At 61.7% G+C, this 25293-nt stretch carries 29 protein-coding genes; 17 read left to right on the forward strand and 12 right to left on the reverse strand.

Annotated elements, in window-relative coordinates:
• Positions 1-100 precede the first annotated feature (100 nt).
• The 3 genes from KZX66_RS21420 (at position 101) to KZX66_RS21430 (ending at position 2679) form a co-directional block, all read left to right on the forward strand.
• Positions 101-877, forward strand: coding sequence for a peptidoglycan-binding protein (locus tag KZX66_RS21420; RefSeq protein WP_248083233.1), 777 nt, complete (start codon positions 101-103; stop codon positions 875-877).
• Between the two features lie 64 nt (positions 878-941).
• Positions 942-2045 carry a DNA-processing protein DprA gene (gene dprA / locus KZX66_RS21425; protein ID WP_248083235.1) on the forward strand — a complete coding sequence of 368 codons (1104 nt, stop codon included), beginning with the start codon at positions 942-944 and terminating at the stop codon, positions 2043-2045.
• A 76-nt stretch (positions 2046-2121) separates the two neighbouring features.
• Entirely contained in the window at positions 2122-2679 is a 558-nt protein-coding gene (locus KZX66_RS21430; protein WP_248083236.1) for an L-threonylcarbamoyladenylate synthase, read from the forward strand.
• Between the two features lie 127 nt (positions 2680-2806).
• Here KZX66_RS21430 and KZX66_RS21435 read toward each other — a convergent pair whose 3' ends face one another.
• Complete coding sequence (locus tag KZX66_RS21435; protein ID WP_248083238.1) at positions 2807-3784, reverse strand: NADPH:quinone reductase; 978 nt, start codon at positions 3782-3784, stop codon at positions 2807-2809.
• 160 nt (positions 3785-3944) lie between these two features.
• Between KZX66_RS21435 and hemF the strand changes: the two genes are divergently transcribed.
• Both hemF and aroE read left to right on the forward strand, forming a co-directional pair.
• Positions 3945-4877 (forward strand): oxygen-dependent coproporphyrinogen oxidase, encoded by a 933-nt coding sequence (hemF, locus tag KZX66_RS21440; RefSeq protein WP_248083241.1) that lies wholly within the window; start codon positions 3945-3947, stop codon positions 4875-4877.
• Positions 4877-5701 carry a shikimate dehydrogenase gene (gene aroE / locus KZX66_RS21445; RefSeq protein WP_248083243.1) on the forward strand — a complete coding sequence of 275 codons (825 nt, stop codon included), beginning with the start codon at positions 4877-4879 and terminating at the stop codon, positions 5699-5701. The genes hemF and aroE overlap by 1 nt, the downstream gene beginning before the upstream one ends.
• A 21-nt stretch (positions 5702-5722) precedes the next feature.
• Here aroE and KZX66_RS21450 read toward each other — a convergent pair whose 3' ends face one another.
• From KZX66_RS21450 to betC, 3 genes are all read right to left on the reverse strand, one after another.
• Positions 5723-7291: a SulP family inorganic anion transporter gene (locus KZX66_RS21450; protein ID WP_248083245.1), complete on the reverse strand. Its 1569-nt coding sequence runs from the start codon at positions 7289-7291 to the stop codon at positions 5723-5725.
• A 120-nt stretch (positions 7292-7411) separates the two neighbouring features.
• Positions 7412-8326 carry a choline ABC transporter substrate-binding protein gene (gene choX, locus KZX66_RS21455; RefSeq protein ID WP_248083247.1) on the reverse strand — a complete coding sequence of 305 codons (915 nt, stop codon included), beginning with the start codon at positions 8324-8326 and terminating at the stop codon, positions 7412-7414.
• Between the two features lie 16 nt (positions 8327-8342).
• Entirely contained in the window at positions 8343-9857 is a 1515-nt protein-coding gene (gene betC / locus KZX66_RS21460) for a choline-sulfatase (RefSeq protein ID WP_248083248.1), read from the reverse strand.
• A gap of 103 nt (positions 9858-9960) precedes the next feature.
• Between betC and KZX66_RS21465 the strand changes: the two genes are divergently transcribed.
• The 6 genes from KZX66_RS21465 (at position 9961) to KZX66_RS21490 (ending at position 15632) form a co-directional block, all read left to right on the forward strand.
• Entirely contained in the window at positions 9961-10911 is a 951-nt protein-coding gene (locus KZX66_RS21465) for a LysR family transcriptional regulator (RefSeq protein WP_248083250.1), read from the forward strand.
• Between the two features lie 31 nt (positions 10912-10942).
• Positions 10943-11269 carry a DOPA 4,5-dioxygenase family protein gene (locus KZX66_RS21470; protein ID WP_248083258.1) on the forward strand — a complete coding sequence of 109 codons (327 nt, stop codon included), beginning with the start codon at positions 10943-10945 and terminating at the stop codon, positions 11267-11269.
• A gap of 166 nt (positions 11270-11435) precedes the next feature.
• Positions 11436-12395: a 2-dehydro-3-deoxygalactonokinase gene (locus KZX66_RS21475; RefSeq protein WP_248083260.1), complete on the forward strand. Its 960-nt coding sequence runs from the start codon at positions 11436-11438 to the stop codon at positions 12393-12395.
• Position 12396: 1 nt separating this feature from the next.
• Positions 12397-13017, forward strand: a complete 621-nt coding sequence (locus tag KZX66_RS21480; protein ID WP_248083262.1) for a 2-dehydro-3-deoxy-6-phosphogalactonate aldolase — start codon at positions 12397-12399, stop codon at positions 13015-13017.
• Between the two features lie 48 nt (positions 13018-13065).
• Positions 13066-14214 carry a galactonate dehydratase gene (gene dgoD, locus KZX66_RS21485; RefSeq protein WP_003170741.1) on the forward strand — a complete coding sequence of 383 codons (1149 nt, stop codon included), beginning with the start codon at positions 13066-13068 and terminating at the stop codon, positions 14212-14214.
• A gap of 107 nt (positions 14215-14321) precedes the next feature.
• Complete coding sequence (locus KZX66_RS21490; RefSeq protein ID WP_248083265.1) at positions 14322-15632, forward strand: MFS transporter; 1311 nt, start codon at positions 14322-14324, stop codon at positions 15630-15632.
• Positions 15633-15695: 63 nt separating this feature from the next.
• On the opposite strand, the gene KZX66_RS21495 is transcribed toward KZX66_RS21490, so the two are convergent.
• The 3 genes from KZX66_RS21495 to trpB form a co-directional block, all read right to left on the reverse strand.
• Positions 15696-16136 carry an anti-virulence regulator CigR family protein gene (locus KZX66_RS21495; protein WP_248083273.1) on the reverse strand — a complete coding sequence of 147 codons (441 nt, stop codon included), beginning with the start codon at positions 16134-16136 and terminating at the stop codon, positions 15696-15698.
• Positions 16137-16272: 136 nt separating this feature from the next.
• Entirely contained in the window at positions 16273-17082 is an 810-nt protein-coding gene (gene trpA / locus KZX66_RS21500; protein ID WP_248083281.1) for a tryptophan synthase subunit alpha, read from the reverse strand.
• Positions 17082-18308 carry a tryptophan synthase subunit beta gene (trpB, locus tag KZX66_RS21505; protein WP_248083287.1) on the reverse strand — a complete coding sequence of 409 codons (1227 nt, stop codon included), beginning with the start codon at positions 18306-18308 and terminating at the stop codon, positions 17082-17084. The genes trpA and trpB overlap by 1 nt, the downstream gene beginning before the upstream one ends.
• A 108-nt stretch (positions 18309-18416) precedes the next feature.
• Here trpB and KZX66_RS21510 point away from each other — a divergent pair, with 108 nt between their 5' ends.
• The gene (locus tag KZX66_RS21510; protein WP_248083288.1) at positions 18417-19313 is read left to right on the forward strand and encodes a LysR family transcriptional regulator; all 897 of its coding nucleotides are present in this window, start codon (positions 18417-18419) and stop codon (positions 19311-19313) included.
• On the opposite strand, the gene KZX66_RS21515 is transcribed toward KZX66_RS21510, so the two are convergent.
• On the reverse strand, positions 19310-19636 hold the full coding sequence (locus tag KZX66_RS21515; protein WP_003170746.1) for a DUF883 family protein: 327 nt from the start codon (positions 19634-19636) through the stop codon (positions 19310-19312). The genes KZX66_RS21510 and KZX66_RS21515 overlap by 4 nt on opposite strands.
• A gap of 156 nt (positions 19637-19792) precedes the next feature.
• Here KZX66_RS21515 and KZX66_RS21520 point away from each other — a divergent pair, with 156 nt between their 5' ends.
• Entirely contained in the window at positions 19793-20008 is a 216-nt protein-coding gene (locus KZX66_RS21520; protein ID WP_005783406.1) for a dodecin, read from the forward strand.
• A gap of 115 nt (positions 20009-20123) precedes the next feature.
• A complete protein-coding gene (locus tag KZX66_RS21525; protein WP_057011581.1) occupies positions 20124-20348 on the forward strand; it encodes a DUF1161 domain-containing protein in 225 nt (74 codons plus the stop codon).
• A gap of 59 nt (positions 20349-20407) precedes the next feature.
• Here KZX66_RS21525 and KZX66_RS21530 read toward each other — a convergent pair whose 3' ends face one another.
• Entirely contained in the window at positions 20408-21409 is a 1002-nt protein-coding gene (locus KZX66_RS21530; RefSeq protein WP_248083289.1) for an LLM class flavin-dependent oxidoreductase, read from the reverse strand.
• A gap of 218 nt (positions 21410-21627) precedes the next feature.
• Between KZX66_RS21530 and KZX66_RS21535 the strand changes: the two genes are divergently transcribed.
• A complete protein-coding gene (locus KZX66_RS21535) occupies positions 21628-22059 on the forward strand; it encodes an OsmC family protein (protein ID WP_003170750.1) in 432 nt (143 codons plus the stop codon).
• A gap of 235 nt (positions 22060-22294) precedes the next feature.
• The gene (locus KZX66_RS21540) at positions 22295-22534 is read left to right on the forward strand and encodes a DUF1161 domain-containing protein (protein WP_248083290.1); all 240 of its coding nucleotides are present in this window, start codon (positions 22295-22297) and stop codon (positions 22532-22534) included.
• Here KZX66_RS21540 and KZX66_RS21545 read toward each other — a convergent pair whose 3' ends face one another.
• Complete coding sequence (locus KZX66_RS21545; protein WP_248083291.1) at positions 22535-22957, reverse strand: hypothetical protein; 423 nt, start codon at positions 22955-22957, stop codon at positions 22535-22537. It lies immediately after the preceding gene.
• A gap of 74 nt (positions 22958-23031) precedes the next feature.
• Here KZX66_RS21545 and KZX66_RS21550 point away from each other — a divergent pair, with 74 nt between their 5' ends.
• Positions 23032-24075, forward strand: a complete 1044-nt coding sequence (locus KZX66_RS21550) for an aminopeptidase (protein ID WP_248083292.1) — start codon at positions 23032-23034, stop codon at positions 24073-24075.
• A gap of 16 nt (positions 24076-24091) precedes the next feature.
• On the opposite strand, the gene KZX66_RS21555 is transcribed toward KZX66_RS21550, so the two are convergent.
• Positions 24092-24751: an HAD family hydrolase gene (locus tag KZX66_RS21555; protein ID WP_248083293.1), complete on the reverse strand. Its 660-nt coding sequence runs from the start codon at positions 24749-24751 to the stop codon at positions 24092-24094.
• The gene (locus KZX66_RS21560) at positions 24748-25290 is read right to left on the reverse strand and encodes a gamma carbonic anhydrase family protein (protein ID WP_248083294.1); all 543 of its coding nucleotides are present in this window, start codon (positions 25288-25290) and stop codon (positions 24748-24750) included. The genes KZX66_RS21555 and KZX66_RS21560 overlap by 4 nt, the downstream gene beginning before the upstream one ends.
• Positions 25291-25293: the final 3 nt, after the last annotated feature.

Consider the following 25293-nt stretch of genomic DNA (forward strand, 5'->3'; position numbering starts at 1 on the left):
TCGGCGGTGGGATGGACCCACACGGCCGGTGTGAAACGTCCTAAAGCCGCGAAGGCCGTGGCATTTCACGCGAACGCACATAATAAAGGAGATTCACCCCATGAGGAAATCGCTACTCGTCTTGCTGCTGTGGGCCCCGTTCGCCATGGCCCTGCTGCCGCCGCCCCTACAGCGCGTGGATCAACCCACTCAACAGGCCATCCAGCGCTTCCTGCTGCATAACCGCATTCTCGATTCGCCCCAGGACCTGGACACCGCACCCTACATTGTTGCCGCAAGTACCGGTCGCGTACTGGGCGCCAATGGCGAGCGCGTGTACGCAAGGGGCAATCTGGACCCGACTCAGCCCAGCTATGGGATTTTTCGTCGCGGCAGGCTCTACACCGACCCCCACAGCGGCGAGCTGCTGGGGCTCAACGCCGACGAGATCGGCACCGCGCGCTTTGTCACCGCCGGCGATCTCAGCACGCTGGCGGTGCAGCGCGTGACCCAGGAGGTGCGCCCCGGCGACCGCTTGCTCAGTGCCGCCGCTCCCCATGGGGTGGCAACTGTGCAACCTGCGCAGTCTGTGCCGTTTATCCAGGGGCACATTATCGATATCCCCAAGGGCATCACGCAGATCGGCGTACTCGACGCCATCACCCTGAACAAAGGTCGCCGCGACGGGTTGGTCGAAGGCCACTTGCTCAGTGTGATCAAAACCGGCGCCTGCGTGCGCGACGCCCTTACCGGCGCCCTTGTGCAGCTTCCCGACGAGCGCGCGGGCACCCTGCTAGTGTTTCGCACCTTTGAAAAGCTCAGTTACGCCCTCGTACTCAGCGCGTCGCATCCGCTGGCGGTAATGGACCGTTTTGAGACTGCCCTTCAAACGCAATAAATAGCCGGCTAAATAAGTTACCAACAGAGTTATCCACAGCTTGTTCCGATCAAGGATGATCCCGATGTATCCGACAAACCGCCATGAAATATCCCCGTCAGAACTGGAAGCACGGCTACGCTTGCACAGGCTGCCGGAAGTAGGCACGAAGCGCTTTCGCGTGTTGATCGAAGCGTTCGGCAGCGCATCAAAAGCCATCAGCGCCCCGGCCAGTGCCTGGCGCTCCCTGGGCTTACCGGCCATCAGTGCCGATGCCCGACGCAGCGCTGAAATACGCGACGGAGCCAGCGACGCATTAGCCTGGCTGGCGCGTCCGGCCCAGCATTTGTTGATGTGGGACCAGCCTGAGTACCCGGCACTGCTGGCGCAGATCGACGATGCACCGCCGCTGTTATTCGTCGCCGGCGACCCCGCCATCCTCGAAAAACCGCAACTGGCGGTGGTCGGCAGCCGGCGCGCCTCGCGCCCCGGCATGGACACCGCCGCCGCGTTTTCCCGCAGCCTGGCGAGTGCCGGTTTTGTCATCACCAGTGGCTTGGCCCTGGGTATTGACGGCGCTGCGCACCAAGCGGCATTGGATGTGGGTGGACATACAATCGGCGTGCTCGGCACCGGGCTTGAAAATTTTTATCCACAGCGCCATCGGCGGCTCGCAGCGGCGATGATTGCCCAAGGCAGCGCGGTGGTTTCCGAGTTCCCGCTGGACGCCGTGCCCCAAGCGGGCAATTTCCCCCGACGCAATCGCATTATCAGCGGCCTGTCGCTGGGCGTGCTGGTGGTGGAGGCCAGTATCGCCAGCGGTTCGTTGATCACCGCAAAACTCGCCGCCGAGCAAGGGCGTGAGGTGTATGCGATCCCAGGTTCCATTCATCATCCCGGCGCCAAAGGCTGTCACCAGTTGATTCGTGAAGGCGCGACCCTGGTGCAAACCATCGATGACATTTTTGAGGGACTGCGCGGTTGGCAGGCATTGTCGCGCCCAACGCCGATGCCGGTGGTGCACCCGCTGGTGACGCTGCTGCATGCGGCGCCCCATACCAGTGAAGCTCTGGCGATTGCCAGCGGGCGACCGTTGTCCCAAGTGTTGGCAACCCTCACGGAGTTGGAGCTTGAGGGCCAGGTGATCTGCGAAAACGGGCGCTGGCTTGCGCGCGGTCCGCTTTCGTAGCAGCCAGGTTTATTGGAACTAGGTTTTGTAACGAAGATCGGTAAACTGCCCAGAGCTTTAGTCTGGAGAGTAAACAATGGTCAACAGGTGGCGTGTGCTGGAAGCCGCACGAGAAATTCGCGCAGGCGCGGTGATTGCCTATCCAACCGAGGCAGTGTGGGGCCTGGGCTGCGACCCTTGGAACGAAGAAGCGGTGGACCGGCTGCTGGCGATCAAGAACCGCTCGGTGGACAAGGGGCTGATCCTGGTGGCCGACAATATTCGTCAGTTCGACTTTCTGTTCGAGGACTTCCCGGATACCTGGATCGAACGCATGGCGAGCACCTGGCCGGGGCCGAATACCTGGCTGGTGCCTCACCAGGATTTGCTGCCGGAATGGGTGACCGGCGTGCATGACACGGTGGCGCTGCGGGTCAGCGATCACCCGTTGGTACGGGATTTGTGTTCACTGGTGGGGCCATTGATTTCCACCTCGGCCAACCCTCAGGGCCGTCCGGCTGCGCGCACGCGGATTCGCGTAGAGCAGTATTTCCGTGGCCAAGTGGACTTGGTCCTGGGCGGCGCCTTGGGTGGACGCAAGAACCCAAGCCTGATCCGCGATCTGGTGACAGGTGATGTGGTGCGTCCGTCCTGAGACCGAGGCGTGCCCTTCGCCAGCAAGCCCGCACATTTTGATCGAGTGGTCACACCAGGGGCACCGATCAAAAAATGTGCGGGCTTGCTTGCGACAAGGGCCTCACAGCCCCTATAAGTCCATCGCCTTACGGCAGCAAAATCGTCGACCCGGTGGTGCGTCGCCCCGACAACTCGGTCTGCGCCTTCGCCGCATCCGCCAGCGCATACCGTTGGTTGATATCAATGCGCACCTTGCCGCTTTTGATCATCGAAAATAGATCATCCGCCATCGCCTGCAAGTTCGCCGCATTGTTGGCGTAGGTCGCCAGGGTCGGCCGGGTCACGTACAGCGAACCCTTCGCCGACAGAATCCCCAGGTTCACGCCGTCCACTGCGCCCGACGCATTCCCGAAACTCACCACCAGCCCACGGGGCGCGGTGCTGTCCAGCGACGTGAGCCACGTGTCCTTGCCGACGCCGTCATACACCACCGGGCACTTTTTACCGTCGGTCAGTTCTAGTACGCGCTGCGCGACGTTTTCCTTGCTGTAGTCGATGGTTTCCCACGCACCGAGGGCTTTGGCTATGGCGGCTTTTTCCGGCGAACTCACGGTGCCGATCAACTTCACGCCCAACGCCTTGGCCCACTGGCAGGCCAGGGAGCCGACGCCACCGGCTGCCGCGTGGAACAGGATGGTTTCGCCCCCCTTCAACTCATAGGTCTGGCGCAGCAGGTACTGCACGGTCAGGCCCTTGAGCATGGCGCCGGCCGCTTGTTCGAAGCTGATCTCATCGGGCAGGTGCACCAGATTGGCGGCGGGCAGTACGTGCAGTTCGCTGTACGCGCCCAGCGGGCCGCTGCCGTAGGCCACGCGGTCGCCGACTTTGAATTGGCTGACGTCACTGCCGACGGCATCCACCACCCCGGCGCCTTCCGCGCCCAGCCCGGATGGCAAGGCGGGCGGTGCGTACAGGCCGCTGCGGAAATAGGTGTCGATAAAGTTCAGGCCGATGGCCTCGTTACGCACTCGAACCTGCTGCGGGCCCGGCTCCGCCGGCGTGTAGTCCACGTAGTCAAGAACGTCGGGGCCACCATGGACACTGAACTGGATACGTTTGGCCATCTGCACTTCTCCTGGGTTCGAATTCGCGTAGCCCCCTATCGGACTCCTAAGCTTGATCCTCGTCAACTGCGGTGAACCTGAGTGCAGTGGTATCCTGTGCGCCCATTTGCCGCCGAGGCCCCATGGCCTTGCGCAGCGCTGCCCGATTCAAGGTGATGTCATGACTACCCGCACCGAGGCTGTCAAAGCCTACCTGCTCGACCTGCAAGACCGCATTTGCAGCGCCCTGGAAACCTTCGAGACGGACACTCGCTTTATCGAAGATGCCTGGACCCGGCCTGCCGGCGGCGGCGGTCGCACCCGTGTGATCGCAAACGGTGCGGTGATCGAAAAAGGCGGCGTTAACTTTTCCCACGTGTTCGGCAGCGGCCTGCCGCCGTCCGCCAGTGCGCATCGCCCGGAGCTGGCCGGCCGGGGGTTTGAAGCCCTCGGCGTGTCCCTGGTGATTCATCCGCATAACCCCCATGTACCGACGTCCCACGCCAACGTACGATTTTTCATCGCCGAAAAAGAAGGCGAAGACTCGGTATGGTGGTTCGGTGGCGGCTTTGACCTCACGCCCTACTACGGCAATGAAGAAGACTGCATCCACTGGCACCGCGTGGCCGAGCAGGCCTGTGCGCCCTTCGGCCCTGACGTCTACTCGCGCTACAAGGCCTGGTGCGACACCTACTTCCACATCAAGCACCGTAACGAGCCGCGCGGTATCGGCGGTCTGTTCTTCGATGACTTGAACGAGTGGGACTTCGACACCTGTTTCGCCTTCATCCGCGCCATCGGCGACGCCTATATCGACGCGTATCTGCCGATCGTGCAGCGCCGCAAGGCCATGGCGTACACCGAGCAGCAGCGCGAATTCCAGGAATTCCGCCGAGGCCGCTACGTCGAGTTCAACCTGGTCTACGACCGCGGCACCCTGTTCGGCCTGCAGTCGGGCGGGCGTACCGAGTCGATTCTGATGTCGCTGCCACCCCAAGTGCGCTGGAGCTACGACTGGAAAGCCGAAGCCGGCACCGACGAAGCGCGCCTGACCGATTACTTCCTGCAAGACCGTGACTGGCTTGGCGTAGCTGCGCCAGAGGCGGCGGTCTGATGGATCATTACGTCGTCTTCGGCAACCCTATCGGCCACAGCAAGTCGCCATTGATCCACCGCTTGTTCGCCGAGCAGACCGGTGAACAGTTGGACTACAGCACCTTACTCGCGCCGCTGGAGGGCTTTACCGACTGTGCCCGCGAGTTCTTTCAGCACGGCCGTGGCGCCAACGTCACCGTACCCTTCAAGGAAGACGCCTACCGCCTGGCCGACAGCCTCACCGAGCGCGCCCAGCGCGCTGGCGCGGTGAACACCCTGAGCAAGCTGGGCGATGGCACGTTGCTCGGTGATAACACCGATGGTGCTGGCCTGGTGCGGGACCTGACGGTGAACGCCGGGTTGAACCTGCAAGGCAAACGCATTCTGCTGCTGGGCGCCGGTGGCGCGGTGCGCGGGGTACTGGAGCCGTTGCTGGCGGAGCGACCAGCTTCGTTGATTATCGCCAATCGCACGGTAGAAAAAGCCGAAATGCTCGCCGAGCTGTTCGACGATCTGGGCCCTGTGTCTGCCAGTGGTTTCGACTGGCTGCGTGAGCCGGTGGACGTGATCATCAATGCTACGTCCGCCAGCCTGTCAGGCGACGTACCGCCGATCGCCGGCAGCTTGATCGAACCGGGCAAGACGTTTTGCTACGACATGATGTATGCCAAGGCGCCGACGGCGTTCTGCCGCTGGGCGACTGAACAGGGCGCCGCCGTGGCGATGGACGGGCTGGGCATGCTGGTTGAGCAGGCGGCCGAAGCGTTCTTCCTGTGGCGCGGCGTGCGTCCGGATTCGGCGCCGGTGTTGGCTGAACTGCGTCGACAGTTGGCGTCTGCGTAAATCCCGCCGCGTCAGCGCTGTTCAGTCTTCAAAGTGGATGGGGCATTTTTCGGCCCCCTCCAGCTTCCTCAATTCCTCAACCACCTGCGGCCTGGCTCGGCGCAACGTCAGGCTACGCCCCAGCCCTCTTAACCGCCGCGCCTCCTGATGCAGCATCTCCACCCCGGAATAGTCGATAAAATTGATCTGCTGCGCCTCGATCACTACCCGCTGGCCCTGCAAGCTTTGCAGGCGCACTTGCAGGTAATGGCTGGCGCCGAAAAAGATCGAGCCACCCACGCGCAATACATCGTCCTCACCGTCGCGCCATTGCTGCACGCGAGGTTGTGAGGTGCGCTTGAGGTAGAAAAACAGCGAGGCCAGCACGCCCGCGTAGATCGCGGTTTGCAACTCCAGCAGCAACGTCGCGACGCAGGTCAGGCTCATCACCACGAACTCCGCACGGCTGACCCTGAACAAGGCACGCACGCCGCGATGATCCACCAGGCCCCAGCAAATCAGCAGAATGCTCGCGGCCATGCTCGGGATTGGAATATGCGCGATCAGCGCCGCGCCGAACAACGCAAACAGTGCTACCCAGAGCGCGGAGAACACCCCGGCCAATGGCGAACAGGCGCCGGCCTCGTAGCTCAGGCCTGAGCGGGTGAAGGAGCCGGCCGACAAGTAACCGGAAAAAAATCCACCGACGATGTTGGACAAGCCCTGCGCACGCACTTCCTGATTCGCATCGAGCAGTTGTTGCGAACGCGCCGAAAGTGAGCGGGCAATCGACAGGCTGGTCACCAACCCCAGCATGCCCAAGGCCACGGCGCTCGGCAGCAGACGCAGGATCATGTCCGGGTCCAGCGGTAAGGGGCTGAACGGCGGCAGTTTGCCGATAAACGCGCTGACCAACGCCACGTGCCCGAACATCGCCGGCCACAGCCAAACCGCCAGGCTGCCGCACGCCAGGGCGATCAACAGGGTCGGCCAACGCGGCACCCGATACTTGAGCAATGCGCCCACCAGTAAGGTGCCCAGGCCCAGCGTCAGCGAGGCGTGGTCCCACTCGCCGCCATGCTCGATCAATGCCATCAGGCTATTGATCGCCGTGGCCTGGCTCGGCAGGTCCAGCCCCAGCAGGTTCGGCAACTGCCCCAGGGCGATCACCACGGCGGCGCCCAGGGTGAAACCGAGCACCACCGAATGGGAGATGAAATTCACCAGCGCACCAAAGCGCAGCATGCCCAGCAGCCACTGGAACACCCCGGCGAGGAATGTCAGCAACAGGATCAGGGTGATGTAGTCCTTCGAGCCCGGCACGGCCAACGGACTGATGCTGGCGTAGAGCACAATGGAAATCGCCGCTGTTGGCCCACAGATCAGGTGCCACGACGAGCCCCACAGGCAGGCGATCAACACCGGGATGATCGCGGCGTACAGGCCGTATTCCGGTGGGAGCCCGGCGATCAGCGCGTAGGCAATCGACTGCGGCAAGGCGAGCACGGCGCCGCTGAGACCGACCATCGCGTCCCGCCCGACGCTGGCGCGGGTCTGGCGCGGTAGCCAACTGAGGAAAGGAAAGAGGGTGTGGCGGTTGGGCCGGGGCATCGCAGACTCGGATAAAAAGGCGTGTTGGGGGCAGGTTATCAGGTTGTGGCGAGCTTGCTTGCGCAGGCTGGCGCGAGCAAGCCCGCTCGCCACAGTAGGGTGATCTTGCAGGCGCGCGTTTTAGAGTTGGGCTTTGACCGCCGGCAACGCCTCTTTGCCATCCACGGTTTTCACGCCGTCGAGCCACTTATCCAGCACCGCCGGGTTGGCCTTGATCCACGCCTTTGCCGCATCGGCGTTGCTGACCTTTTTGTTGGCCACTTCGGCCATGATGCTGTTCTCCATCTCCTGGGTAAAACTCAGGTTGGTCAGCAGTTTTCCTACGTTCGGGCAGGCCTGTGCATAACCCTTGCGAGTCAGGGTGTAGACGCTGCCGGTGTCGCCGAAGTACTTCTCGCCACCTTTGAGGTAGTGCATCTTCAACTGCACGTTCATCGGGTGCGGCGTCCAGCCGAGGAAGGTGACGAAGCGTTGTTTCTTCACCGCCCGCGAGACTTCGGCAAGCATTGCCTGTTCGCTGGACTCGATCAGCTTCCACTGGCCGAGGTCGAAGTCGTTTTTCTTGATGATCTCCTGCAACGAAATGTTGGCCGGTGCGCCAGAGCCGATCCCGTAGATCTTCTTGTCGAACTTGTCGGCGAATTTATTCAGATCGGCGAAGTCATGCACACCCGCGTCCCATACATAGTCCGGTACGGCGAGGGTGAACTCGGTGCCGTCGAGGTTTTTCGCCAGTTGCACGACGTCGCCATTGGCCACGAATTTATCGTAGAAGCCCTGCTGCGCCGGCATCCAGTTGCCCATGAATACATCCACCTGGCCGTCCTTGAGCCCGCCAAAGGTGATCGGCACCGCCAGGGTGTCGACTTTGGCTTTGTAGCCCATGCCCGTCAGCAAAAAACCGGTGATGGCGTTGGTCGCGGCAATGTCACTCCAGCCGGGATCGGCCATTTTCACCGTTTCACACTTGGCGTCCGCGTACACATTGGCGCTGCTCAACGCCAGAATGCCCAGCATTACCGTTAACTTTTGCATGGCCTTCCCTCTGTGTTTATTGGTTTTGGCAGGGTTGTGGATAACGTGCCTTGCGCTCCAGGTCGTCGAGGTCGATATGGTTGCGCATGTATTGCTGACTGGCGTCCACCAGCGGCTGGTGATCCCAGCTCTTCAGCTTGCCTTGGGTCAGTGCCTCGAACACCAGGCGACGACGACGCTGGCTGGCGAGCACCTGTTGGTGAATCGCCGGAATGTCCCATTTGGCCCGCGCCTCGTTCAGGAAAGCCTCGAACAGCGCCCGATGCTGCGGCGATGCGCTGAGCTCTTGCTGCTCCCGAGGGTCGTTGCGTACATCGAACAGCAGGCAGGGATCGTCCTCGCTGTAGATAAATTTGTAGGCCCCCCGGCGAATCATCATCAGCGGGCCGACGGTGCCTTCGGCCATGTATTCGCCGAACACTTCGTCGTGGCCGCCCTGCCCTTGCAAGTGTGGCATCAGCGAGCGGCCATCGAGTGGCAGGCGCGGGTCCAACTGGCCACCGGCCATTTCCACCAGGGTCGGCAGCAGGTCAGCGGTCGACACCGCGCTGGCGACGCGAGCCGCTGCGAACTGCCCCGGTGCACTGACCAGCAATGGCACGCGGGCGGCCATTTCAAACCAGTGCATTTTGTACCAGAGGCCACGCTCGCCGAGCATGTCGCCGTGGTCGCCGGAGAACACGATGATCGTATCGTCGGCCAGGCCGGTGTCCTCCAGGGTTTGCAGCAGCTTGCCGACGTTGCTGTCGATGTAACTGCACGCGCCGAAGTAGGCGCGGCGCGCATCGCGGATCTTATCCACCGGCAGCGGTTTGTCCCACAGGTCGTAGACCTTGAGCAGGCGCTTGGAATGCGGGTCCAGATCCGCTTGCGCAGGCGTTGCAGGCAAGGGAATGTCACTGTCGTCGTACAGGTCCCAGAACGGTTTGGGAATGGTGTATGGGTCGTGGGGATGGGTCATCGACACGGTCAGGCAGAACGGCTGGTCGCCATCCTCGCGAATATGATCAAACAGGTACTGCTGGGCCTTGAACACCACCTCCTCGTCGAAATCCAGCTGGTTGGTGCGCACGCACGGTCCGGCCTGCAGTACCGATGACATGTTGTGGTACCAGGTGGGGCGTACGTCCGGTTCGTCCCAGTTCACCGCCCAGCCGTAGTCGGCGGGGTAGATGTCGCTGGTCAGGCGCTCTTCATAGCCGTGCAACTGGTCGGGGCCGCAAAAATGCATCTTGCCTGACAGCGCAGTACGGTAGCCGAGGCGTCGCAGGTAGTGGGCATAGGTCGGTACGTCGGCGGGGAAATCCGCCGCGTTGTCGTAGGCGCCGATCTTGCTCGGCAACTGGCCGCTGACCAGGGTAAAGCGCGACGGCGCGCACAGCGGGCTGTTGCAGTAGGCGGCGTCGAACACCACACCCTGTTCGGCAAGGCGGCTAAGGTTTGGCAGCTTGATCGGGGAAGGTCCGTAGAACGGCAGCATCGGCGCAGCCATTTGATCGGCCATGATAAAAAGAATGTTCTTGCGCTTCATGGGTTCTCGGCATTCCATAGGCGATGTTTATGCCAATGAGCATGCAGCCCATGGAAAACGGGGTAAAGCCCATGAAAAGCAATGTCTAGGATAAGCACGGCTTATGTATGAATCCCTCGGAAATGTGTCCCTCGACCTGCTGCGCGCGTTCGAAGCGGCCGCACGCCATCGCAGCTTCACCGCGGCGGCCATGGAGTTGGGCACCACCCAGCCGGCGATCAGCCAGCAGATCAAGCGACTCGAGGAACAACTGGCTATTCGCTTGTTTGATCGCATCTACCGTGGCATTGAGCTGACCGACGCCGGCGCCCTGTTGTTCGAACACGCGCAAGGGGGATTGCAGGCCATCAACGCCGGCCTCAGCGCCATTACCCAACAAGACCAGCACGAAGTACTGCAAGTGGCCACCGACTTCGCGTTCGCCGCCTACTGGCTGATGCCGCGCCTGCACCGCTTCCACCAGGCCAACCCGCAGGTGGATGTCAGCCTGGTGACCAGCGAGCGCAACCACGCCACGCTGCGCAGTGACATCGACGTGGCCGTACTGTTTGGCGACGGCCGCTTCAAGCAAGGCGATAGCCTGTGGCTGTTCAACGAGGAAGTGTTCCCGGTGTGCAGCCCGCAATGGCTCCAGGCCCAGGCCACGCCGCTGACTGTACAAAATTTGCACGATTTTCCGTTGCTGCACCTGCGCCAGGAAAACAACAGCCAGTGGTTCGACTGGAGCGGCGTGTTTCGCGAATTGGGGATCGCCGTTGCGCCCACGCCCGGGCAATTGCGGTTCGATAACTACACGCTGCTTATCCAGGCCGCGATCGCCGGCCAGGGCGTCGCCATCGGCTGGCGCCACCTGGTGGACAACCTGTTGGAGCAGAACTGGCTGTGCCGGCCGTTCGGCGAAACGGTGATGTCACGGTTCGGTTATTACGTGGTGCAGCCCCAACGCAAACGCCGGGGGCAACTGGTGGACCGATTTGTCGAGTGGCTGCTGGCGGAGCAAGCCAGCAGCGCGCAGTCATTGACCGGGCTGGCCCTGCCGTCGATTGCGGTCTAGCCTTTGGCGTACATTGGATCCGGAGCCCCCCATGCAACGTATCAAGGGCTATCACGCCCATATCTACTTTGACGCCAGCACCCTCGATCAGGCGCGCACCTTGTGCGAGGACGCGGTAAAACTCTTCCCGCTGCAAATGGGGCGCATGCATGAGCGTCCCGTCGGCCCGCACCCGGACTGGAGCTGCCAGCTGGCATTTGCCCCGGAGTACATTGGCGTGGTGCTGCCGTGGCTGGCGCTGCATCGCAACGGTCTGGTGGTGTTCCTGCACCCGGACACCGGCAATGACCTGAAAGACCACACCGATTACGCGATCTGGATGGGGGCCATGCGCACCCTGGACCTGAGCGCTTTTTAACCTACTTCGCCAATCACTACGTCTGAACTGCCCTGAAAGGCCGTAGAGCTTCGTTTGTCCTTCTCCCAATATATGGGACTGATATTTATATATTGAGATATGTCGAGGCATAGGTTTATATTCGCCCATCCGCTTTTTTCGGCACCCACTCATTTCAGGTGAAGCGATGCAGGCGCAATTGATCGCGCTCGATTGGGGAACCAGCTCCCTTCGTGCTTACAAACTCGGCCCCGCAGGCGTGGTGCTGGAACAACGCTCGCTGGCCTCGGGCATCATGCATTTGCCCACCGAGCCCCGTGAGATCGCCGGCGTACTGTGCAGCGATGGCTTCGAATTGGCCTTCGATGCGGCCTGCGGTGATTGGCTCGATGCCCAGCCTGGCGTCCCGGTCATCGCCTGCGGCATGGTCGGCAGCGCCCAGGGCTGGAGCGAGGCGGCCTATCGCAATACCCCCGTCGACGTTGCCAGCCTGGGTCAGGCGCTGCATAAAGTGCGCAGCGTGCGCGGTGTGGAGGTGCATATCGTGCCCGGCGTGATCGAGCAGGTCGGTTTGCCCAATGTGATGCGCGGCGAAGAAACCCAAGTGCTCGGCGTGCTGCAAGGGCTGAACGCTGAGGTGTTGATTGGCCTGCCGGGCAGCCACTCAAAATGGGTCGAGGTCGTCGACGGTTGCATCACGCACTTCGATACCTTCATGACCGGTGAGGTGTTCGCGGTGCTGAGCAAGCACAGCATCCTGGGTCGTACCCAACAAAACTCTGCAACGTTCCAGGCCGCGGCGTTTGATCGTGGCGTGCAGGTGGCGTTGTCCCAGGAAGGCGAGCGCGGCGTGCTGTCGACCTTGTTCAGCGCACGTACCCTGGGGCTCACCGCCGAACTCGCGCCGGATGAACAGCCCGATTACCTGTCAGGCCTGATGATCGGCCATGAACTTGCCGGCCTGCCGGCCATTGCCCGCAGTTTCCCCATCATTCTGGTGGGCGCAGCCCCGTTGTGCGCCCGCTACCAACGCGCCCTCGCCCTTTGCGGCTTCGCCCACGTCAGCCTGGCGCAAGAGGCCACCGAGCGCGGCCTCTGGCAACTGGCCGTGGCGGCCGGGCTCATTCAGCCTGTATCGGAGGCCTGACATGCTCAAGAAAGCACTCGCACAAAACGGTTTGATCGCGATCCTGCGTGGCGTGCGCCCGGACGAAGCCCAGGCCGTCGGCCAGGTGTTATACGACGCCGGTTTTCGCGTGATCGAAGTGCCGCTGAATTCGCCGGACCCCTACACCAGCATTCGCACCCTGCGCGACAGCCTGCCCGCCGACTGCCTGATCGGTGCCGGTACGGTGCTGACCCCCGAGCAGGTCGAGCAGGTGAAAGCCGCCGGTGGCCAGGTGATCGTCATGCCCCATAGCGATGCCAAGGTATTGCGTGCCGCCAAAGCGGCAGGCCTGTACCTGTCGCCAGGTGTGGCCACGCCCACTGAAGCCTTCGCCGCACTGGCCGAAGGCGCCGACGTGTTGAAGCTGTTCCCGGCCGAGCAAATGGGTCCGGCAGTGATCAAGGCGTGGCTCGCGGTTTTGCCGGCGGGCACCTTGCTGCTGCCGGTAGGCGGCATCAACCCGGACAATATGCAGGTGTTTACCGACGCCGGCGCCAAGGGTTTCGGGCTGGGTTCCGGGTTGTTCAAACCGGGCATGACGGTGGATCAGGTCGCAAGCCGCGCCACGGCCTATGTCGCCGCCTGGAAAGCCCTGAGCTGATATCAAGTTCCGCGCCCGCAGGCGCCGCATCGATAAGAGAGATAACAGATGAAAATCACCAAACTGACGACCTTTATCGTCCCGCCGCGCTGGTGCTTCCTCAAGGTCGAAACTGACCAGGGCGTGACCGGCTGGGGGGAGCCCGTGGTCGAGGGCCGCGCGCACACCGTGGCTGCGGCCGTCGAAGAACTGTCCGACTACCTGATCGGCAAAGACCCGCGCAATATCGAAGACATATGGACCGTGCTCTATCGCGGCGGCTTCTACCGTGGCGGCGCCGTGCACATGAGCGCGCTGGCCGGCATCGACCAGGCGCTGTGGGACATCAAGGGCAAGGCGCTTGGCGTGTCCGTCAGTGACCTGCTGGGCGGCCAGGTGCGTGACAAGATCCGCGTGTACTCGTGGATCGGCGGCGACCGCCCCGCCGACACCGCCCGCGCGGCCAAAGAAGCCGTGGCGCGCGGCTTTACCGCTGTAAAAATGAACGGCACCGAAGAATTGCAGTTCGTCGACAGCTTCGAAAAAGTCGACCTCGCCCTGGCCAACGTGGCCGCTGTGCGTGATGCAGTGGGGCCCAATGTGGGCATCGGCGTCGACTTCCATGGCCGTGTGCACAAACCCATGGCCAAGGTGCTGATGAAAGAGCTGGACCCATACAAACTGATGTTCATCGAAGAGCCCGTGCTCAGTGAAAACTACGAAGCGCTCAAGGAACTGGCGCCGCTGACCAGCACGCCCATCGCCCTGGGCGAGCGCCTGTTCTCGCGTTGGGACTTCAAACGGGTGCTCAGCGAAGGCTACGTCGACATCATCCAGCCGGATGCGTCCCACGCCGGCGGCATCACCGAAACCCGCAAAATCGCCAACATGGCCGAAGCTTACGACGTCGCGCTGGCCCTGCACTGCCCGCTGGGCCCGATTGCCCTGGCCGCCTGCCTGCAACTGGACGCGGTTTGCTACAACGCGTTTATCCAGGAGCAAAGCCTGGGCATTCACTACAACGAGAGCAACGACCTGCTCGACTACGTGCGCGACCCTGGCGTGTTCGACTATGACCAGGGTTTTGTGAAGATCCCCAACGGGCCGGGGCTGGGTATCGAGATCAACGAGGAATACGTGATCGAGCGCGCCGCCATCGGCCACCGCTGGCGCAACCCGATCTGGCGCCATGCCGACGGCAGCTTTGCCGAGTGGTGATGTTCACCTGAAGACACTCGGCAAAAAATGTGGGAGCGCGCTCCCACATTGGCCGGTTCTCGTCAGTAAGACCTGTCCTCAACAAACATAAGAAGAGGCAAACCCCCATGCAACCTGAATCCTTCACCGGGCAGGCTTCTCTCGTCACGCCTACCCGAAAGCGTTTTTTTATCATGGTGCTGCTGTTTATCACCGTGGTGATCAACTACCTCGACCGCAGCAACCTGTCGATTGCCGCGCCCGCGTTGACCAGCGAGTTGGGCATCGATCCGGTGCATGTCGGGCTGATTTTCTCTGCGTTCGGTTGGACCTACGCTGCGATGCAGATCCCCGGCGGCTGGCTGGTGGACCGCGTGCCGCCGCGCATCCTTTACAGCGTGGCGTTGCTGCTGTGGTCCATCGCCACGGTCATGCTGGGTTTTGCCGCCAGCTTCATTGCGCTGTTCGTGCTGCGTATGGCGGTCGGCGCACTTGAGGCGCCGGCCTATCCGATCAACAGCCGCGTGGTCACCACCTGGTTTCCCGAGCGCGAGCGTGCGACGGCGATCGGGTTCTACACCTCGGGGCAGTTCGTTGGGCTGGCGTTTCTCACGCCGGTGCTGGCCTGGCTGCAGCACACTTTCGGCTGGCACATGGTGTTTGTCGTCACCGGCGGCGTGGGCATCGTGTGGGCGGCGATCTGGTATGCGGTGTATCGCGAGCCGAAAGACTTCAAAGGCGCCAATGCCGCCGAGATCGAACTGATCCGCGAAGGCGGTGGGCTGGTCGATATGCAGACCAAAACGGTGAAGGCGCCCTTCAGTTGGGTCGATCTGGGCATCGTATTGAGCCAGCGCAAACTTTGGGGCATCTACCTGGGCCAGTTCTGCCTGAACTCCACCCTGTGGTTCTTCCTGACCTGGTTTCCCACCTACCTGGTGAAATACCGCGGCATGGACTTCATCAAGTCCGGCCTGCTGGCATCGCTGCCGTTCCTCGCGGCGTTTATCGGCGTGCTGTGTTCCGGGATTTTTTCCGACTGGCTGATTCGCCGTGGCGCCTCGGTGGGCTTTGCGCGCAAGTTACCGATCATTGGCGGGCTGTTGATTTCGACCGCGATCATCGGCGCCAACTACGTGGACTCGACCGCGTGGGTGATCGCGTTCCTGGCGGTGGCGTTTTTCGGTAATGGGCTGGCTTCGATTACCTGGTCACTGGTATCGACCCTGGCGCCCGCGCGGTTGCTGGGGCTGACCGGGGGCGTGTTCAACTTCATCGGCAACCTGTCGGCGATTGCCACACCGATCGTGATTGGCTTTTTGGCCAGCGGCGATTCGTTTGCGCCGGCGATCACGTATATCGCGGTGCTGGCGTTGCTGGGCGCGCTGTCCTACGTGCTGCTGGTAGGCAAGGTCGAGCGCATCGAACTGAACGAGTAAAACCGCCCAATGCGAGCTTGCTGCACCCAGTCAACGTGTTGTGGCGAGCAAGCTGAATCAGCGTCAGTTGAGCACGCCCTCCAGAATCTCGTAGACGATGCCGGTGCCCACCGCGATCAGCACCACGTCCGGCCCCGAACGGCGCCATTCGTAACCTGGGTAGACGGGCAGACGCGCCAGGGCGCGGTGGTCCAGGCGTTCGCCGTAATAGCCGGGCGGCAGCGGTCGGCCACGCATCAGGCGTACATTGGGCGGCGGCGGTGCGCCACGGGCGAACTGGCCGTGGTTGTCGTGGATGATCTGACGCACCGGGCCAAAGTCCTGAGGTGGGCCGCCGCGGCGGTTGTCCGGCGGGCCACGATGGTCGTCGCCACGTTGCTCATGCGGGCCTTGCGGGCCGCCACGGTCATCGCCGCGCGGGTCAGGCGGCGCGGCGTGCACCAGGGCGCTGGCGCCGAGCACCAGCACACCAAGACCTGCAATCAAGGATTTGGGCATTTTCATCGGGTATTCCTCAGGGCGCGCACACAAAAAAGGGATTTCGAACGAGGTTCGAAATCCCTTGGTCTTGCGTGTTAGGCCCTGCTCCGACGGGTTGATTCCTCTGTATCAGGAACTTTACCTACGCCTTACCTGCGGCTTACTTACGTGCGTTGCGAACACCTTCCGCCAACGCCGCGCAATGGCTCAACACGCCGTCGATGGCTTGCTGATCGTTGCTGGCCGTGGCGATGTGATCGATCAGTGCCGACCCCACCACCACGCCGTCTGCCAGGCGCGCGATAGCTGCGGCCTGTTCCGGCGTGCGGATACCAAAACCGATGCTGATCGGCAGGTCGGTATGGCGGCGCAGGCGGGTCACGGCTTCTTCGACGTGTTCCAGGGTCGCGGCACCGGCGCCGGTCACACCGGCGACCGATACGTAATACACAAAGCCGGAGCTGCCGTTGAGCACGGTCGGCAGGCGCACGTCGTCGGTGGTCGGTGTGGTCAGGCGGATAAAGTCGATGCCTGCGGCCTGGGCCGGGTCGCACAGTTCGCCGTTATGCTCGGGCGGCATGTCGACCACGATCAGGCCGTCTACACCGGCTTCTTTGGCGTCGGCAATGAACGCCGGCACGCCGTATTTGTGGATGGGGTTGAAGTAGCCCATCAATACCAGGGGGGTGTCGTTGTTGTTCTTGCGGAACTCGCGAACCATTTGCAGGGTTTTGGCCAGGTTCTGCTTGGCCTCCAGCGCGCGGATGTTGGCCAGTTGGATCGCCGGGCCGTCGGCCATTGGGTCGGTGAAGGGCATGCCCAACTCGATCACGTCGGCGCCGGCCGCCGGCAAGCCCTTGAGGATCGCCAGGGAGGCGTCATAACCCGGATCGCCCGCCGTGACGAAGGTCACCAACGCAGCACGGTTCTGTTCTTTGAGTTCGGCAAAACGCGTTTGCAGGCGGCTCATCAGTGTTTCTCCTGCTGGGACTGTTCCATGTGGTGCATCACGGTTTGCATGTCTTTGTCGCCACGGCCGGAGAGGTTGACCACCATCAGGTGATCCTTCGGCAGATTCGGTGCGCGTTTGAACACTTCGGCCAAGGCGTGGGCGGTTTCCAGTGCGGGAATAATCCCTTCCAGGCGGCAGCACTTGTGGAATGCGATCAGAGCCTCGTCGTCGGTCACCGAGGTGTATTGGGCGCGGCCGATGTCATGCAACCAGGCGTGTTCCGGGCCGATGCCAGGGTAATCGAGGCCGGCGGAGATCGAGTGGGCATCGATGATCTGGCCATCGTCGTCCTGCAGCAGGAAGGTGCGGTTGCCGTGCAGCACGCCCGGTACGCCGCCGTTGAGGCTGGCGGCGTGTTTGCCGGTGGCAATACCGTAGCCGGCCGCTTCCACGCCGATGATCTCGACGCTGGTGTCATCCAGGAACGGGTGAAACAGGCCCATGGCGTTGGAGCCACCGCCGATGCACGCCACCAGGCTGTCCGGCAGGCGGCCTTCCTGGGCTTGCATCTGGGTGCGGGTTTCCTTGCCGATCACGGCCTGGAAGTCGCGCACCATCGCCGGGTATGGGTGCGGGCCGGCCACGGTGCCGATCAGGTAGAAGGTGTCGTCGACGTTGGTCACCCAGTCACGCAGGGCTTCGTTCATCGCGTCTTTGAGGGTGCCGGTGCCGGCGACCACCGGGATCACTTCGGCGCCCAGCAGCTTCATGCGGAACACGTTGGCCTGTTGGCGCTCAATGTCGGTGGTGCCCATGTAGATCACGCACTGCAGGCCAAAACGCGCGGCGACGGTGGCGGTGGCCACACCGTGCATGCCGGCGCCGGTCTCGGCGATGATGCGTTTTTTGCCCATGCGCCGCGCCAGCAGGATCTGGCCGATGCAGTTGTTGATCTTGTGCGCGCCGGTGTGATTCAGCTCTTCGCGCTTGAGGTAGATCTTGGCGCCGCCGCAGTATTCAGTCAGGCGTTCGGCAAAATACAGCGGGCTTGGGCGGCCAACATAGTCGCGCTGGAAGTAGGCCAATTGCTCATTGAACGCCGGATCAATCTTGGCCGCTTCGTATTCGCGCGCCAGTTCAAGGATCAACGGCATCAGGGTTTCAGCGACGTAGCGGCCGCCGAACGCGCCAAACAGGCCGTTGGCGTCTGGGCCGTTGCGTAGATCGGTCTGGGACTGAGTCATGGGACGCTCCAGGAAAAGGTGTGTAAGAAACAATGAGGGCCACTCTACCCCTGACGCAGTCAGCTGAAAACCGATAAGATCGCCGCAACCTGTCAGGAAAACTCACATATGAGCCGAGACCTTCCACCGCTGAACGCCTTGCGTGCATTTGAAGCTGCCGCCCGGCTCAACAGCGTCAGCGGAGCTGCGGAGCAGTTGCATGTGACCCATGGCGCGGTAAGCCGCCAGCTCAAGGTGTTGGAAGAGCACCTTGGCGTGGGTCTGTTCGTGAAAGATGGGCGTGGCCTTAAACTCACAGATGCCGGCATTCGATTGCGCGATGCCAGCGCCGAAGCCTTCGAGCGTTTAAGGGACGTGTGCGCCGAACTCACCCAGCGCAGTGCCGATGCGCCATTCGTGTTGGGGTGTTCAGGCAGTTTGTTGGCACGCTGGTTGATTCCGCGCCTGGGGCGCTTGAACGCCGACCTGCCGGACCTGCGTCTGCATTTGTCGGCCGGTGATGGCGATCTTGATCCGCGTCGTCCGGGTCTGGATGCCCTTTTGGTCTTTGCTGAGCCACCGTGGCCGGCGGACATGCAGGTGTATGAACTGGCCAGCGAGCGTATCGGCCCGGTCATGAGCCCGCGTTTCGCCGGCTACGAGCGCCTGCGCCAAGCGCCCGCTTCGGCCTTGTGTGGCGAAGCGTTGCTGCACACCACCTCGCGACCCCAGGCTTGGCCGAGTTGGGCGCAGCACCATGGGATCAAGCCCGACGCGTTGAAACACGGCCAGGGGTTTGAGCATTTGTATTATTTGCTGGAGGCCGCGGTGGCCGGCTTGGGCGTGGCAATCGCGCCGCAACCGCTGGTTGCAGAGGACGTGCGTGCGGGTCGCCTGGTGGCGCCGTGGGGGTTCAGTGAAACGGCGGCGCACCTGGCGTTGTGGCTACCCAAGCGCGCCGCAGATGGGCGCGCCGGGCAGTTGGCGCAATGGCTCAAGGCTGAGCTGTTGCGCGAGCCGGTTTAGTCACCGCGTTTGCACAGCAGATAGGCTGCGAGCAGGCCCAGGGCGCCTACAGCCACACCGGCTGTAGTCCATGGGTGCTCTTGCGCGTAGTCCCGGGTTGCAACACCGGTTTCGCGGATTTTGACTTTGCTCTCTTCATAAGCATCGCTGATCAGGTGACGCGAATGCTTGAGGGCATTTTCGGCATTGCTTTTCAGGGCCTTGAGGGTCTTGCGCGACTCATCGGACGCATCGTCCTTGAGGCTCTCAAGCGACTTGAGCAGGCTCGAAATCTCGGCTTCCATGCTTTCCAGCGACGCTTTACGTAAAGAAGTGTTGGCCATGTGGACTCTCCTGAAGTGATTGAGTGGCGTGTGTAGATACCGACTCCTGCGCTTTCAGAAAGTGCAGTAAATCTGAACTTTCGGGTAGGAACGGTCGCCAGAAGCAGTATGAGCTTTGACTGCTAGGCTTTATTGACGACCCTCAGGAGAAACGCTATGTCTGATCATCACACCTACAAGAAAGTCGAATTGGTGGGCTCTTCCACCACCAGCATCGAAGATGCGATCAACAACGCCCTGGCCGAGGCCAACAAAAGCATCAAGCATCTTGAGTGGTTTGAAGTGACCGAAACCCGTGGTCACATCAAGGACGGCAAGGCCGCGCACTTTCAGGTCACCCTCAAAGTGGGGTTCCGAATTGCCAGTAGTTAATCGGCAGAGTTGAACTTTGCTGGCTGGCCGATTGCCATAACCTGCGCTACAAGACAATGTGCCGACCCCCTGTGTGTCGGCACGCTCTTTTTGATCAGCGCAAGGAAAGTAACGGATGAAGAAGTTCCTGCTAGCGGTAGGTTTGTTGAGCATCGCGGGCACAGCCCTGGCGGCGGGCAAGCCTTGTGAAGAGCTTAAAAGTGAAATCGCAGCGAAGATCGACGCCAAAGGCGCGTCGGGTTATTCGCTGGAAGTCGTAGATAAAGGCGCCTCAACCGACGCCCAAGTGGTTGGCACCTGTGAAGGTGGCACCAAGGAAATCGTCTATAAGCGCGGTTAATCCCGTGTTGCAGACATAAAAAACCGACGCAGGTGCGTCGGTTTTTTTTCGCCTGGGGGTTATGCCTGCATCAACTGCGCGAGCAGCTCGTAGGAATGAATCCGGTCGGCGTGTTCATACAGGTCGCAGGTGAAGATCAGCTCGTCGGCGCCGGTTTGCTCGATCAGCACCTCCAGCTTGGCGCGGATCTTCGCCGGACTGCCGACCATGGCCAGGCCGAGGAAGCTGCCGACAGCGTCTTTTTCGTGAGGCAGCCACAGGCCGTCCATGGTTTTTACCGGCGGGCGCTGCACCAGGCTCTGGCCTCGCATCAGCGCGAGGATGCGCTGGTACACCGAGGTGGCCAGGTAGTCCGCCTGTTCGTCGGTGTCGGCCGCCACCAGCGGAATGCCGAGCATCACGTAGGGCTTGTCCAGCACGGCCGAAGGCTTGAAGTGATTGCGGTAGACGCGAATCGCCTCGTGCATCAGGCGCGGTGCGAAATGGGAGGCGAATGCGTAGGGCAAACCGCGCTCCCCTGCCAGCTGCGCGCTGAACAGGCTGGAACCCAGCAGCCAGACCGGGACGTTGGTGCCGGTACCGGGCACGGCGATCACCCGTTGATCGGGTGTGCGCGGGCCCAGGTAGGCCATCAGCTCGGCCACGTCCTGCGGGAAGTCGTCGGCGCTGCCGGAGCGCTCACGGCGCAGGGCGCGGGCGGTCATCTGGTCGGAACCGGGTGCGCGCCCCAGGCCCAGGTCGATACGGCCGGGGTAAAGGCTTTCCAGGGTGCCGAACTGTTCGGCGATCACCAGCGGCGCATGGTTGGGCAGCATCACGCCGCCGGAGCCGACGCGGATGGTCGACGTGCCGCCGGCCAGGTAACCCAGCAACACCGAGGTGGCCGAACTGGCGATGCCGTCCATGTTGTGGTGTTCGGCCACCCAGAAACGGTTGTAGCCGAATTTTTCCACGTGCTGGGCCAGGTCCAGGGAATTGCGCAGCGACTGCGCCGGGCTGCCATTGGCGCGCACGGGCACCAGGTCGAGGGTCGAGAATTTCACGTCGGACAGCGATTTCATAAGCCTGCTTCTCCAATGGGGGCGCAGGCTTCTTAGACGAACCAAAACCTGCTGCTTCATGTGCATGTTCTATGCAATGAGGGCATATACCCGAGATTCAATAGCTGAGCTGGAAATTTCCTACTAAATTCCTGGGTTTCTCCGACAAGGTGAACTTTGCCCCGCCGTCTATCCTCAGAACCCTTACTGACGCAAAACCACCGTTCGAGGAGACCGCTATGAGTATCGTTAAAAAAGCATCCGCGCATTGGGAAGGTGACCTGAAGACTGGCCTGGGTTCCATCTCCACGGAAACCGGGGTACTGCGTGAAGCGCCCTACGGCTTCAAGGCGCGTTTTGAAGGCGGCAAGGGCACCAACCCGGAAGAGCTGATCGGCGCGGCCCATGCCGGCTGTTTCTCGATGGCCTTTTCCATGATTCTCGGCGACGCCGGCTTGAAGGCTGACAGCATCGACACCCAGGCTGAAGTGACGCTGGACCAAGTCGACGGCGGCTTTGCGATTACCGCTGTGCACCTGATTCTCAAAGCCAAGATCCCCGGCGCAAGCCAGGCGCAGTTCGATGAGCTGAGCAAGAAGGCCAAGGAAGGGTGCCCGGTGTCCAAGGTGCTGAACGCGACCATCACCCTGGATGGTACGTTGGTAAACTGACAAACCCGCCATTCACAGGGGATTAACTGTAGGGCGGGCCTGCCGTGTTGAGCGGGCTTGCCCAGCATTGGGCTGCAAAGTGGCCCCATGGGTTTGCAATGTACCCATGCCGGGGCCAGCCCCGCACCCACCTTCCGCTATGCGTTAAATCAGAACTCGTGTTTGCAAACTGTGGTCGAATAGCCATGCAGCCTAGGCGCACACCCGTGCGCGGTGCATTCAGGGAGCTTCACACATGAAACGTTTTGCCTTGGCGATCATCTGCGCTGTGTTGGCCACATCGGCCGTGGCCGCTCCAAAAGATTGTGAAGAACTCAGGAAAGAGATTGAAGTGAAGATCCAGGCCAAGGCGATTCCGTCCTACACCCTGGAAATCATCACCGCCGAAGAAGCCCAGAACCACGACAGTGCCATGATCGTCGGCTCGTGTGAAAACGGCACCAAGCGCATCATCTACCAAAAAAACAACGACTGATCAGAGGCAGTTGACGCTGCGTTCTTCGGCCAGCAACTGCCGCGCCGAGTCGTACAGCCGAATGTTGGGCGTGAAGGCCAGCGAGCGCCCCTCCAGCACATAGCGCCGGCCTGCCTGGAAATGCTCGTACTGCAAGGTCATGAAGCAGGTGCGGTACTGCATGGCGCTGAATCCGCCCAGGCCTCCGCCGGAAGGCACCTCAAAGTCAAAGCGCACCATCAGCTCATGCGCTCCGGGCGGCATTTGGAAATAACGTCCGTCGTTAAGGTTTTTGCCGTCCAGGCGCTGCGCCATCACCAGTTTGGCACCCGGCGTCGGCGTGGCGAAATCGACCCAGGCTTGCTGCGGATCGGCTGGCGGCACGGGGGTCGACGTACAGGCACTGATGAGCACGACGGCGACGCAAAGCAAGAGCTGACGCATGACAGGCACTCGGCGATAGGTGGGTGATTTCTGTCAGTATAAACACGAACCTATCACCTAGGAGCAGTCAGGGCATGGTCAGAGGCTTTCTTGCGGTGCTCATGCTTATGCTGCTCAGCGGCTGTTCCAGCGTCAGTTATTACAGCCAATTGGCGGGCGGTCAGTGGCAGCTCTTGCGGGCGAGAGAGCCGGTTGCACAGGTGATCGCCGATCCGGCCCGCGCGCAGTCGTTGCGTGAGCATCTGGCTCAATCCCAGAGGGCACGAACCTTCGCCAGTGAACAACTGCACCTGCCTGACAACCAGAGTTACCGGCTGTACGCCGATATCGGCCGGCCCTACGTGGTGTGGAATGTCTTTGCCACGCAGGAATTTTCGCTGTCGCCTGAAAACCATTGCTTCCCCATCGCCGGTTGTGTGGCCTATCGCGGCTACTACAGCCAGGGCGCGGCCCGCGGTGAGGCGGCGTTGTTGCGCCAGCAGGGCATGGATGTTTCGATTGGCGGTGTTGAGGCCTATTCCACCTTGGGCTGGTTCAATGACCCCATCATGAGTTCGATGATGCACTGGGGCGATGAACGCCTGGCCACGTTGATTTTTCATGAGCTGGCCCACCAGCGTTTTTATGTGAAGGACGACACGGAGTTCAACGAGTCATTCGCCACCTTCGTCGAACAGGAAGGCACCCGCCAATGGCGCGCCGTCCGTGGGCTGGCGCCGCAGAGCGAGGCGACGCGGCAACAGCGCGACCAGTTTATCCAGCTGATTCTCGATACCCGCAAACGCCTGGAAACCCTCTACGCCCAGCCGTTGGCGGCGGACGCAATGCGCCAGGCCAAGGCGGCGCAGTTCGAGCGCTTGCGCCGTGAGTACCGCCAGTTGCGCGACGGCCCGTGGCGCGGCGACAAGCGTTATGACGCCTGGATCAACCAGCCGATGAACAACGCGCGGTTGCTGCCGTTTGGGCTGTATGACCGCTGGGTACCGGCCTTTGCGGCGTTGTTCAGGCAGGAAGGTGGGGACTGGCCGAAGTTCTATGCCGCGGTGGAGAACATGGGTGGGTTGCCGGTGGCGCAGCGAAAGGCGGCGTTGAAGCAGTTGGAGGATCTTGATTTGTAGGGCCCCGATGGCGGCCTCAAGACCTCTGCAAAAATGCCCGATGCATGTCAGCCAACGTCTCGAAATGCCAGGTCGGCGCCTCGGCGTTCAACTCTTCGAAGCTGCCAAACCCATACCCCACCGCCGCGCAATCCACCCCATTGCTGCGCGCGCCGATCAGGTCGTGTTTGCGGTCACCAATCATTAGGGTGGTGGCCGGGTCCAGGCCTTCTTCGCTGATCAAATGCGCAATCAGCTCAACCTTGTTGGTGCGCGTGCCATCCAGCTCGCTGCCGTAGATCACCTTGAAATGCTTGGCAAAGTCAAAATGCCGGGCGATTTCGCGGGCAAAGACCCACGGTTTGGAAGTGGCCACGTACAGGTGGCGTCCTTGATCGTTCAGGGCCTGCAGCAGCGGCATCACCCCGTCGAACACACGGTTTTCATACAGGCCGGTGACTTTGAAACGCTCGCGGTAAAAATTCACCGCTTCCCAGGCCTTGGCTTCATCGAAGCCATAGAACTGCATGAACGCTTGCAGCAACGGCGGGCCGATGAAGTGTTCGAGCTTTGTCAGGTCCGGCTCATCAATGCCCAGCTTGCCGAGCGCATATTGGATCGAGCGGGTGATGCCTTCGCGTGGGTCGGTGAGGGTGCCGTCCAGGTCGAACAAGACGGTCTGGTAACGCTGGGTCATCGATCGAATCCTTCAGCCAGGTGCAGGTCTTTGAGCTTCACGTAGTTCGCGGCGCTGTAGGTGAAAAAGGCGCGTTCCTTGTCAGTCAGGGCGCGGATCTGTTTAACCGGGCTGCCGACGTACAAAAAACCGCTCTCGAGTTTCTTGCCCGGCGGCACCAGGCTGCCGGCGCCGATGATGACATCGTCTTCGACCATCGCGCCGTCCATCACGATACTGCCCATGCCGATCAGGATGCGGTTGCCCACGGTGCAGCCATGCAGCATGACTTTGTGGGCGATGGTCACGTCATCGCCGATCAGCAATGGGAAGCCATCAGGATTGAACGGCCCGGCGTGAGTGATGTGCAGCACGCAGCCGTCCTGCACGCTGGTACGCGCGCCGATGCGGATGCGGTGCATGTCGCCGCGAATCACGGTCAATGGCCATACCGAGCTGTCGGCGCCGATTTCGACATCGCCGATTACCACCGCCGAAATATCGACAAAAGCCCCGGCGCCCAGGGTTGGCGTGTGGTTCTGATAGGTGCGAAGGGTCACGAT

This window comes from Pseudomonas sp. EYE_354 (assembly GCF_023148575.1).
Taxonomy (GTDB): domain Bacteria; phylum Pseudomonadota; class Gammaproteobacteria; order Pseudomonadales; family Pseudomonadaceae; genus Aquipseudomonas.